Source organism: Roseiconus nitratireducens (assembly GCF_008629675.1).
Lineage (GTDB): Bacteria > Planctomycetota > Planctomycetia > Pirellulales > Pirellulaceae > Stieleria > Stieleria nitratireducens.
The window spans coordinates 1-12,025 of sequence record NZ_VWOX01000004.1 but is presented as its reverse complement, the minus strand read 5'-3'; the positions used below and the strand labels follow the sequence as shown (position 1 = coordinate 12,025).

The 12,025-nt window shown below is 59.4% G+C and carries 7 protein-coding genes; 5 read left to right on the top strand and 2 right to left on the bottom strand.

Translation table 11 applies throughout. From position 1 onward, the window contains the following. Positions 1-32 precede the first annotated feature (32 nt). On the top strand, positions 33-656 hold the full coding sequence (locus FYK55_RS08000) for a hypothetical protein (protein WP_150075888.1): 624 nt from the start codon (positions 33-35) through the stop codon (positions 654-656). Positions 657-874: 218 nt separating this feature from the next. Here the strand turns inward: FYK55_RS08000 and FYK55_RS07995 are convergent, their stop codons facing one another. Further along, complete coding sequence (locus FYK55_RS07995; RefSeq protein WP_161604370.1) at positions 875-2,659, bottom strand: glycoside hydrolase family 2 protein; 1,785 nt, start codon at positions 2,657-2,659, stop codon at positions 875-877. 446 nt (positions 2,660-3,105) lie between these two features. Here FYK55_RS07995 and FYK55_RS07990 point away from each other — a divergent pair, with 446 nt between their 5' ends. The 3 genes from FYK55_RS07990 (at position 3,106) to FYK55_RS07980 (ending at position 9,499) form a co-directional block, all read left to right on the top strand. Further along, entirely contained in the window at positions 3,106-5,547 is a 2,442-nt protein-coding gene (locus FYK55_RS07990; RefSeq protein WP_150075886.1) for a DUF1592 domain-containing protein, read from the top strand. 11 nt (positions 5,548-5,558) lie between these two features. Beyond that, a complete protein-coding gene (locus FYK55_RS07985; protein ID WP_150075885.1) occupies positions 5,559-6,869 on the top strand; it encodes a DUF1552 domain-containing protein in 1,311 nt (436 codons plus the stop codon). Between the two features lie 167 nt (positions 6,870-7,036). Continuing rightward, positions 7,037-9,499 (top strand): right-handed parallel beta-helix repeat-containing protein, encoded by a 2,463-nt coding sequence (locus tag FYK55_RS07980; RefSeq protein ID WP_150075884.1) that lies wholly within the window; start codon positions 7,037-7,039, stop codon positions 9,497-9,499. Here the strand turns inward: FYK55_RS07980 and FYK55_RS07975 are convergent, their stop codons facing one another. After that, entirely contained in the window at positions 9,500-10,138 is a 639-nt protein-coding gene (locus FYK55_RS07975) for a response regulator transcription factor (RefSeq protein ID WP_150075883.1), read from the bottom strand. A 341-nt stretch (positions 10,139-10,479) separates the two neighbouring features. On the opposite strand from FYK55_RS07975, the gene FYK55_RS07970 reads away from it, so the two are divergent. Then, positions 10,480-11,931 (top strand): sigma-54-dependent transcriptional regulator, encoded by a 1,452-nt coding sequence (locus tag FYK55_RS07970; RefSeq protein ID WP_150075882.1) that lies wholly within the window; start codon positions 10,480-10,482, stop codon positions 11,929-11,931. The last annotated feature ends 94 nt before the right edge of the window (positions 11,932-12,025 follow it).

Sequence of the window (12,025 nt, the reverse complement as noted above, 5' to 3'; positions counted from 1 at the left end):
CCACCCGCAATACTCTCACGGACGAATCAAAGATGAACCAAAAGATCCAACTCACACTCGCGTGCTTGTTCGCGTTGGCATTCGCCGCGCTGCTTTCGCCTCGGGCCGAAGCGGGCCACGGCAAGTTGTTTGACCAAACCGGTCATGCCTGCTGTCCCGTTTGCGATCACGTTTGCAAGTTGTCGGCGGAGAAGGTCGAAGTCGAGAAGCAGTGCTTTGACGTGGAAGCGAAAGTGATTTGCATTCCCCGCGTCGTGTTTCCATGGCAGCACGCCAAGAAGGCTGCATGTGCCGCGTGCGACAGCTGTGGCGGACGAGGCTGTTCCGCCTGTGTCCACAACGGCGCCCGTCTTCGCAAGGTCTGCGTGTTGAAAACGGAAAAGTACAAGTGCCCCGCCTGCGAATACACCTGGACCGCGGAAAAGGTCAATCGGGGCCGCGGCGGCGGGTGTTGCGGCGGCCCGGCGTGCGACGGCGGATGCGTCTGCGATGCGATGGATCTGTCCGGGAGCTACCCCGTGCCTCCGGCGACCGATCTGCCCGCCGGAGCTGTCATCACGGCACCGGAAGCCGATACCGCGCCCGCGTCTGACGCCGCACCGCCGTTGGAGCCCGCAACGGTCACGCCGATGCCGCCGGCACCGCCGGCGAACTGAATCGCGTGCCGGAGCATGCCAAAGTGTCGTTTCGGCGTTGACGGCGCCGAGACGAAAACGAGCGGAGATCTCCCCGCTGAGAAACCGATCGGCTCTGACGGGGTCACGCTCTCGCCAGGCCGGCGGGTGATGTCCGAGGATCGATCACCGTGCTCGGTTTCAATACCTCTCGGCCCGCCGTCCCTTGGCCCGCTGTTCCTTGGCCCGCCGTCGGTGGGTCAGTCGTTTAGCGGTGAATGGATTTCGGCGAGGGTCTTGGCGGGGATCTTCTGGACTTCACGGTCGTAGGTCATCAGCCCGTTGATTTCGCCTTCCACGTCCGTGGTCTGCGTGTAGATGCCCGCCGCGATTCCTTGCTGTTTGAGGTCCATCAGTTGGGAGAACGTTTCGCGATAGCGTTGGACGTACTCCTCCTTGGTCTCGGGCAGACCGCCGTACCCCCAGTTGCGGCGATCTGGATTCCAAAGGTGCTCCGTCACCATCCAGCCGTGACCGCCAAATTCGCCCACGACCTTCACGTAGTCGTCGAACCGTTCGTCGTTGAGAGGGAAGTCCGGATTGGGATAGGAATGGTGGTCAGCGATGTCGCCCGCCGGGAAAAAGTTTCCGCCGCTGGCCAGATTGATTGGGCGTCGGACATCCAAGTTCTCCATCAACGCCGCCGTGCGGATCGATTCGTGTTGTCCCCACCGTTCATTGAATGGGACCCAAACGGCGACGGAAGGATGATTGCGGAGGTTGGAAACCATGGCTTTCAGTTCAGTGACAAACTGTTTGCGATCGCCATCCGACTTCTCGGCTTCTGGCGGATTGGGCGCCATCCGTGTCCATTTGGGCCGCTCGCCCGTTGAAGGCATGTCTTGCCACACCAACATTCCGATCTTGTCGCAGTGGTAATAGTAGCGGCGCGGTTCGACTTTGATGTGCTTGCGGATCGTATTGAAGCCCGCTTGCTTCAAGAATTCGATGTCGTAGCGCATCGCTTGATCCGAGGGAGGCGTCAGCAAACCGTCGGGCCACCACCCCTGGTCCAGCGGCCCCCAATGGAAGATGAACTCGCCGTTGATTCGCATCCGCAAGTCGCCCGCCTGGTCACGGGCGATATCGAATTCACGCATTCCGGCGTAGCTTTCAACGCGGTCGACCACTTCACCATCGCCGTCGAGCAGTTCGACGGTGATGTCGTACAGGTACGGATCGCTGGGTGACCACGGGTGGACGGTTTCAAAGTGCGCCATCAACGAGGCATCGGCCAGCACCGCGTTGCCATCACGGTCGGTCACCGTCACCCGGACCTGTTCTCCATCCAGCGGTGTGCCGGCCAGCGTGGGCAGGACACGTAGCGACCGATCCGCCAGACGCGGTTTCATTTTGATCGAGTCGATGCGGCGTTTGGGTACCGATTCTGTCCAGACGGTTTGCCAAATGCCCGAGACCCGCGTGTAGTAGATCCCCTTTGGCTTCAGCTTCTGCTTGCCGAGTGTTTGCGGCGTGGCGGTGCGATCGATGACTCGGACGGTCAATTCGTTCTCGCCTTCCTGCAACTGGTCCGTGATGTCGAATTTGAACGGGTCGCTGCTTCCGACGTGTTTGCCGACGGAGGTGCCGTTGACGAACACTTCCGTGTCGTAATCAACCGCTTCAAAATGAAGTAGCAAGCGGTGATCGGCTTGGTTTTCATGCCTGAAGGTTCTGCGATACCAAAGCACTTCGTCGGGCTTTAGCAGATGCCCAACGCCGGACAGTGGTGCTTCGATGGCGAAGGGGACCAGAATTTGGCCGTCAAACGAATCCGGCCGTTCGGCGGAATCGGTCACGGCGTACTGCCAAAGCCCATTCAGGTTTGTCCATTGAGGCCGCTTGAGCCCCGGACGCGGGTATTCCGACCACACGTCGGACGGCGTTAGCGAACGCCCCCACCGGGTCAGCATGGAGTCTTTCACGGGCTGCCAATCGGCCACCTGGGCGGCAAGTGTGTTGGCAAGACCTGTCAAAATCAGCAAGGTGGTAATCAAACGCACGGTATTGGAAACCTGGGGGATTCGAATCAGAGATTGTTGGGAGGGGCGAACGGGTTCGCCAGGCTGGTGGTCATTCGGCAAGACTTCAGCCGCATCCACGGCGTCGCCCCGCGGCCACGCAATGGTCGGTTGGCGAAACGTCGTTGGTGACCCGTCAGTCTAGGGGAAATCGGCAATCGCTGCAGCGATGCCACGTGTTGCTGGTTCCGTCTGCGACGCTTCGGATGGGTCTGCTCCCAGCATTTTTGGGTCCAAATACCTATTCGGTGGATTCAATGATTGTCGACGAATCATGTCGCAAGCAAAAATGGATGTCCTTCACGGACAAGTGACTCCCTGGTGCTCCCTGCCCCGATGGCGTCACGCACCAACTGAACGGTGTCCCACCCTGTCCCCGATCGATCCGTTGGACGGCGAAGCCGATAGCGATGCCACGAAGTTTTTTCTCCTCGGTCTTTGTCTCTGCGATCACCGTACTGACTTTGTTGCTGGGCTGTTTCGCCATGCCCGGCCGTGCGCAGGAATTGGCCGGCCCCAGTCGGGCGTTTTTTTCCCGTTACTGTTTCGACTGTCACGGGGACGGCGCCGATGAAGGCGGGGTACAGCTGGACACGATTTCGACGGACCTGGGAGACCGGGCGACGTTTGCGACATGGGAGCGCGTCTTCGACCGCGTTCGCGATGGCGAAATGCCTCCGGCGGACGCGGAGCAACCGTCTGCCGACGATCGTCGGGATTTCTTGGGCACCCTGCAGCAATCCTTGCATCAGTCGCACGCCGAGTCCAAAGGGACCATCCTGCGTCGGCTGAATCGCCGTGAGTACCAGAACACGATGAACGATCTGTTCGGGACCCATTTGGATTTGGCGTCGATGTTGCCGGAGGACGGCCGGTTTCGCGAATTCGACAATGTGGGGGCGTCGCTGAACTTGTCGATGGTTCAATTGCAGTCCTACATCGACGCCGCTGACGCGGTGATGGACCAGGCAATCGCGTCGACATCGGAGCCGCCGGAAATCCGGGTGACCGATGCTAATTACGCCCAGACGCGGGAAGGTGAAGTCCACCTGGGAAAGTCCTGGAAACTTTTGGACGATGGCGCCGTCGTCTTCTTTCGGTCGCAAAGCTATCCGACCGGCATGTTGCGGACGGCCAACGTCCACCAAGCAGGCTGGTACAAGGTGGCCGTGACCGGTTACGCCTACCAATCCCGGGAACCAATCACGTTCTCGATCGGGGCGACCACCTTTGCTCGCGGGGCTGAAAAACCGACGTTTGCCTACCGGGCCTTTGAACCGGGGCCGGCGCAAACCGTCCAGATCGAAGCCTGGATCGATGATCGCTACATGATCGACTTGGAACCGTGGGGAATTGCCGATCAAGACAACTCCATTCGCAAGCATGGGATCGATCAATATCAAGGCCCCGGACTGGCGATCCTGAACGTTCGTTTGGAAGGACCGATCACCGAGTCGTTTCCCAGTCGCGGGCACCGTTTGATCTTTGACGGCATCGATCGTGTCGAGACGACCTCGGGCAAGTCTCGGCAGTCGCGACGATCAAGGCAGGCCGAGTTCGAGATCCGATCGGAGGATCCGTCCCGGGATACCGCACAGGCGATTCGACGCGTGGCGCGTGCCGCCTTCCGGCGTCCGGTCACCGACCGAGAGATCGCTCCCTTCCTGGAACTGTTTGAACAGCAGCGAGGCAATGGTATCGACTTTGAACCGGCGCTCCGCACGGCTGTGGCCGCCATCTTTTGTTCTCCCGACTTCTTGTTCTTGCGAGAATCGGCAGACTGGTTGGATGATCACGCACTCGCGGCTCGGCTGTCATTCTTCCTGACGCGGACCACGCCGGATCAGGCGTTGCTGGCCGACGCGGACGCCGGCCGTTTGACAGGCAATCCCGAAACATTGCTTCGGCACAGCCGGCGTCTATTGAAGGACCCTCGTGGTAAGAGGTTCGTGGAGGATTTTACCGACGCCTGGTTGAATCTGCGTGACATTGATTTCACCAGTCCCGATCAAAAGCTGTTTCCTGAATATGACTCGTTTCTGCAGGCGTCGATGTTGGAAGAATCTCGTCGATTCTTTGCCGCATTGATCGAACAGAATGCCAGCGTGGTGAATCTGGTGGATTCGGAATTTGCCATGCTGAACAACCGATTGGCAGAGCACTATGACCTGGATTTGAAGCTCGGGCCGGAGATTCGGCAGGTCACGTTGCCCCGCGACAGCGTCCGCGGAGGCTTGTTGGGGCAAGCCAGCGTGTTGAAGGTGTCGGCCAACGGCACCAATACGTCGCCGGTTGTTCGCGGCGTGTACGTGTTGGAACGATTGCTGGGCGTGTCGCCGCCGCCGCCACCGCCAGGGATTCCGGGTGTGGAACCCGATATCCGCGGTGCTTCGACCTTGCGAGAATTGCTGGACAAGCACCGCGACGTTGACTCCTGCCGGCATTGTCACTCAATGATCGATCCCCCCGGCTTCGCGCTGGAAAGCTTCAATCCGATTGGCGGATGGCGTGACCATTTTCGCAGCTTGGGCAAAGGCGAAAAGGTGGATCGAATCGCGCATGGTCGACCGGTCCGCTATCGAATCGGTCCCCCCGTCGACGCGACCGGACGCATGTCGGATGGGACCACGTTCGAAAACTATGTCCAGTTTCGACGCTTGTTGGCATCGGACCCGGACCGATTGGCCCAAACGTTGGTGACCAAGTTGTTAACATTCGCGACGGGACGTGAGATGGGGTTTTCTGACCGGCCGGAAATTGAACGTCTGGTCAATCAATCGCGAGACCAGGGACACGGTGTCCGGGATTTGGTGCAGTCGGTCGTGGCCAGTGAAATCTTTCGAAAAAAATGAGACCAGAGACGATGAAGTCTGCCTCCGTACTTCTGCGACAACCGCTCAGTCGACGCCACTTGCTGCGCAATGCCGGCGCTGCGGCGATCGCATTGCCCCTGCTGGAAGCGATGGGACCGTCCGTCGGCCGGCGGGCGCTGGGCGCCACCGTCGAAGGCGGATCGCCCAAGCGGTTTGTGGCGATGTGCGGGACGTTGGGCTTTCACGCTCCTTTTCTGTTTCCCGAAAGCGAGGGGCGAGAGTATGAGCTGACACCTTATCTTTCGTCGCTCGCAGCACACCGCGACAAATTGACCATCTTGTCTGGACTTTCGCACCCCGAACAGCAGGGAAACAACGGGCATGCGTCGTCGCTGACCTGGTTGACGTCGGCACCACGTCCGGGACTGGCGGGATTCAAAAACACGATCTCCATCGATCAGCTGATCGCCCAACAGATCGGTATTCAAACTCGGTATCCGTACCTTTCTTTGTCCACCAGTGGCGAAGGGCTCTCGTGGACGTCCAATGGCGTCGGGATTCCCGCGGTTCAGTCTCCTTCGCAGGTTTTCAAGGCACTGTTCATCGACGGGACTCCCCAGGAGGTGAATCAGGAAGTGCAGGGATTGAAACGCGGACGCAGCATTCTGGACACGGTCGGCGGCCGAGCGCGGATGCTGGAGAGTCAGCTGGGACGTGCGGACAGGGAAAAGATGGATGAGTACTTGACCGCGGTACGAGACCTGGAGCAACGTCTGCAACAATCCGAAGGCTGGGTGCGACGTCCAAAGCCGGAGGTTGATCAAGAGGTTCCCCAAGACATCACCGACAAATCCGATGCGATCGGTCGGCAGCGGTTGTTGTACGATCTGATCGCGCTGGCCCTGCAAACCGATTCCACTCGAACGGTGACCTACTTGCTGGCCGGAATGAATTCGGTCCCCAAGATCGATGGCGTCAGCAGCGATTGGCACGGGTTGTCCCACCACGGAAAAGACCCCGCAAAGATCGAAGAACTGAAAATCATCGAGCAGGCCGAGTTTCAGGTCTTTGCGGAATTCTTGGACAAGCTGCGTGGCATCAAGGAAAACGGTGCGACCTTGTTGGATCACACGGCGGTGTTGTTCGGATCGAACCTCGGGAATGCCAGTGCCCATGACTGGCATAATCTGCCGATCCTGGTGGCCGGGGGCGGCTACCGGCACGGCGCTTATGTCGCTCACGATCAAACGCAAAACACTCCGTTGGCCAACCTGTTCGTTTCGTTTGCTCAGCGGATGGGCCTTGAGATTGACCAATTTGGCAGCAGCACCGCCGCGGGCGTTCGCGGGCTGGAAAGCTGACGCGACCGAGCAGCGTTCGCGTATTTCGGAGCCCACCGGTCGGGTCGAATCCAATCGGCCAAACCGATGTCGCAAGCGATGACTTCCCCGCCGCGGCCCTCCCCTCCCCTTCCCTGCCCTTCCGAAAACTTTGTCTCTCGGATTTTTCTTCGTCCCCACGGTCCGTCATGATCTTTCGATGTTTGCTCACGTGCTGGTTCGCGATCGTTGCTGTCTCCGCATTGCCCTTGGCCGCGGAAGATCGGGTTGCCGTTGAACAACCGACCGAGGACTCCCTTCGCAGGGCCCTCGTCGCCATCACGCGGCGGAGAGACATGGGCGAGCATTCGCCGCTGACAGTAACCTTGCCGCCAGGCACAATTCGGTTGACCGAGCCGATCCGATTGTCCGAACAGGTCGTCGGTGAAGGACTGACGTTTCGCGGTGCGGACGGTGGAAAGACCGTGCTTTCGGGTTGCGGAGCGCTGGCCGCACCCGATCGCCGCGGCGATCGCTGGTATTTTCCGTTGAATGTGTCCGTTGACGGTGGTCCGGTACCTCGCTTGGTTCTGGTTGATGGGAAATTGCGTTCGCCCGCGCGCGAACCGAATGTGGGTTACCATCGAATCGAACAAGCCGCGGAAGACCGCCGCAGCGGTTTCCGTTTCGCGGCAGGCGATCTCCCCGAGGACCTGATGGTTGATCAGGGAGTCTGCGATTTGGTGTTTCTTCACGACTGGTCCAGCAGCCGTCTTCCCGTCGCGAGCATCGACCAAGGGCAGCGCCGCTTGACGACGGTTGGTCCGATTGGCTGTTCGGCCGATCACTACGCAATCGACCATTTCGAGAAACAGCCTCGATATTGGTTGGAGGGACACCGCCAGTTTGCAGATCTCGCCGGGGAATGGTTCTTCGACAGATCCGCCAACGAAATCGTGTTGCTCGCCGGCAATGAATCGGCACCGCCGGCGGTCGAGTTGCCGGTGCTGGAGCGCCTGGTGGTGGCAGGCGAACGTTCCGACGGAAATGCTTCAGCCGGCAAGATTGAATCGTTGGCATTCGAGCGGATCACGTTTCAGGGGACGCGATTCCCGATGCCCGCCGGTGGATTGGCGGGTGCCCAGGCGACCATGCATGAACCGAGAAACGCGGACGGCCGGCGTGCGACGCAGGATCGGCCGATGCTTTCGGCGGCCGTGGAGATCCAGCGGGGTGTGAATTGTCGGCTCACAGATTGCTCATTTCGCGGCATCGGCAACACGGCGCTTTGGCTGGGCAGTCGGTCGACGCGGTGTGTCGTCAAAGACTGTACCTTCGCCGATATCGGCGGTAACGCGATCAACCTTGGGGAGGACAATCACCGGCGGGTGGAAGGTCAACCGTGGTACCGTTCCGCGCCCGAGCAGGTGCCGACCGACAACCAAATCGTCCGATGTGAAATCCGCGATTGCGGTCAAGTGTTGCCGGGAAGTGTCGCCATCTGGGCTCCGTTGCATCGTCGTCTGGAGATCGCCGAAAACCTGATCGAAGACTGCCCTTACACTGGAATCTCGCTCGGCTGGATCTGGAACGATCAACCTTCGCCGGCGGGCGACAACCACGTTCATCACAACCAGATCCGGCGGGTGATGCAAGTGCTCAGCGACGGCGGCGGGATCTACACTTTGGGGCGTCAGCCAGGGACGCGGTTGCAGGCCAACGACATCACCGACATTCCGTTGAATGCCGGCCGCGCGGAGTCCAACGGAATGTTCTTGGATGAAGGTTCCACCGGCTTGCAGATTTCCGACAACCAGTTTCGTCGAATCGCCAAGTCTCCGTTGCGATTCCACCGGGCCGGCCGGAATGTCGCCACCGGCAACCGGTGGGAGCTGGAAACCACTCAAACGCCAGCGGTTCGCTACAACAACACCCCGGAGTCCGCGATCCAATTGGAGGACAATACGATTCTGGAACGCGAGCCTCGAATCTATCTGATCGGCAACTCGCTGACCTGGGACACACGTCCGTCCGATTTGCAGCACTACGTCAACTGGCACGTGGACTGTGGCAAAAGTCTGAAATACATTTTTGATCACCCCGCAGATCCGTGCGTCGCGTCGTCGCGACTCTGGCCAATCGCACTGCAGCAATTGCAATACGACTATGTCTGTTTCCAGCCTCACTACGGTACATCGCTACAAGAAGATTTGTCCGCCATCTCGCATTGGATGAAACTGCAACCCTCCGCGATCGTCATCGTGCATACCGGGTGGGCACGCAGTGCCACATTGCTTCAGGAGTATCAACAGCAGAAGCCGACAACGATGGTGCACAGTCCAGCCTACTTCCAAGCCCTGATCGAGCAACTTCAAGAAGACTTTCCCGATCGAGAGATTCGTCAGACGTTCGCGACCGACGCACTTCATCTGATCGCGGAAGAGACGCAATCGGGGAAGGCCCCCCTGGATCAGCTGACGGATCTGTACCGGGATGCGATCCATCTGACGCTCGGCGAGGGGCGTTATTTGGCGCACAACCTGATGCGTCTTGCAGTCGACCAACGGCCCAGCGACCAGGGTTTTTCGATCACGACGCAGGATCCAGAATTGAAAGGCTATCTCGATTCGGTGATCCGTCGGTGTCGGACGCCGCAGCAATCGACCGACTAACTAGACCAAACCGCCTCGGACGGCTCGCACCGCCGCGTCCGTGCGATCGGAGGCGTCCATCTTTCGAAGAATGTTTTGGACGTGCTCTTTGACGGTTTCGATGCTGATCCCAAGCGAGTTGGAGATCTCCCGATTGCTCAAGCCGAAGGCGATGTGTCGTAGGACCTGCGCTTCTCGGTTGGTCAAAGGAAATTCGGGCGGCAACTCCGCTGCCCGAATCGGTTGAGCGAGTTTCTGCTGAACGCGATCCAATCGGCCTTGCGGGAGGGGGTGGCCATTGTTGCAAACGTGCTCCAACGTTTGCTGAATGGTCTCGACCGAATCGTCCTTCAGCAGATAGTCCTGGGCTCCGTTGGCGGCGGCTCGGGCGACGTAGATCGGACTGTCGTGTGCGCTCATCAAAACCACCGGGATCGGATTGTCCTCTTCTCGCAGCGAGATCAGCAGGGCCAGTCCATCCATGCCCTGCATCTGTACGTCGGCCAAAATCAGATCGACCTGAGCCGATCGCAACCGGTGAAGCGCATCTTCACCGTCGGCGGCCGTCGCCGTGATGGAGAAACCCGAGCTTTGCAGAAGATGCGACAGCCCGATGCGAGTCGCTTCGTGGTCGTCAACAATCAGCGTGTGAATGGGCATTGATTTCCTTAGCGATCACCAGACATCTCTGGGGCATCCATGTGCTTGAAAAGGGGGGGGGCACAGATAGTAATGGCGATTTTGAGGCGTTTCGGGACCCCAAAAAACGCGAATTTTCACGCTTTTCTGGATTTTTTTGCTCGGCGACGGACTCGTCGCGGCGGCAAACACGGGCGGCGCGGATCCTGCCGGCTGGTCGGCGGCGTCCGACGGGCTGGGGCCAGACAAATCCGTGACGCGGTTTTGCTCAGCGGCAAATGGTGACCTAGAAACAAGTGCCGGAGGTTTCTTGCGTTGACCACCGGATTTGCCGCCTGCCCGCGCCCCAATCAGCCTGCGACATGAAACCGTCCGTCTCGATTCTGCTTGTCGACGATGATTGGCACCTCGTTCAATCGATGGCGGAATGGCTGCACGAATTGGGGCACACCGTGTACGTGGCGGATTGCCTGGAAGGAGCCCACGCTTCTTTACAGCAGCATCAAATTGAGCTGGTGATCACGGATCTGCGACTCGGTGGCGAGGACGGATTCCAATTGATCTCGCATGTACGCGAAACGTTGCCAGAATGCACCGTCCTGGTCATGACCGGCTACGCCACGCCCGACACCGCGGTGGAAGCCATTCGGGCCGGCGCTTTCGATTTGCTGACCAAACCGCTGATTGATGATGAGCTTCAATTGGCGATCGGACGCGCGGTGTCGCATCGGGACATCACGCGGGAAAACCAAACATTGCGTCGTCAACTGGATCGTCGCAGCGGTCTGGAAAACATCCTCAGCCACGACTACCGCATGCTGAAGGTGTTCGACATGGTGGACAGTGTGGCGGACGCCCGCACGTCGATCCTGATCACCGGTGAAAATGGGACTGGAAAGTCCATGATCGCCCGCGCCATTCACGAGCGGAGTTCTCGTCGGGGAAAACCCTTTGTGGAAGTCGCCTGCGGCGCGCTGCCCGACAACTTGCTCGAGAGCGAACTGTTCGGGCACGTCAAAGGTGCTTTTACAGGAGCTTCGGTCGATAAGGTGGGGAAATTCCAATTGGCCGATCGGGGAACCCTGTTTCTGGATGAGATCGGGACCGCCAGTGCCGCCATGCAAGTCAAACTGCTCCGCGTTTTGCAGGAATTGCAATTCGAGCAGGTCGGCGGCACGAAAACGCATTCCGTCGATACCCGGGTGATCCTGGCCACCAACGAAGATCTTTCCAAAGCCGTCGGGAATGGAACGTTTCGCCAGGATCTGTATTACCGCATCAACGTGGTGAACATCGTTTTGCCATCGCTGCGTCAACGCGTCGGGGATATCCCGCTGTTGGTCGAACACTTTCTGCGTGAAGCTGCTGAGACTTGCGATCGGGACATCGAGGGTTTTGACAGCGCCGCGATGGCCAAGCTTCAGGCCTACCAATGGCCCGGCAATGTCCGCCAACTGCAAAATGTTGTGGAACGTGCGGTCCTGCTCTCGCGATCACCCCGATTGACCGCGGAGGACCTGCCGCCAGAAGTGCTGGGATTGGTCGCCGATCCGATGGCTGCCTCGCTAAGTGATTCCGGTGCGCAACCCGTGCCCACCAGGCCCCATGTGGTGCCGAGTGACCTGGACGGCAAGAGCCTGCGAGAGGCGTTGGAAGTTCCCGAACGCGAAATCATCCTGCATTCGCTGCGGCAAAACCAATGGAACCGAGCGGCAACGGCCGACGCATTGGAGATCAATCGCACGACGCTCTACAAGAAGATGAAGCGTCTGGGCCTGGACGACCCGCGGCTGCAGTTCGCGGGAGATCTGTAGAGAATCTTCGCCGGTCGGAATGCCTGGACACGCACGCCGCCAGTTGGCGATCGCGACGTTCCTCGCCGCTGGACGCAGCCACTGTCCGATGCAG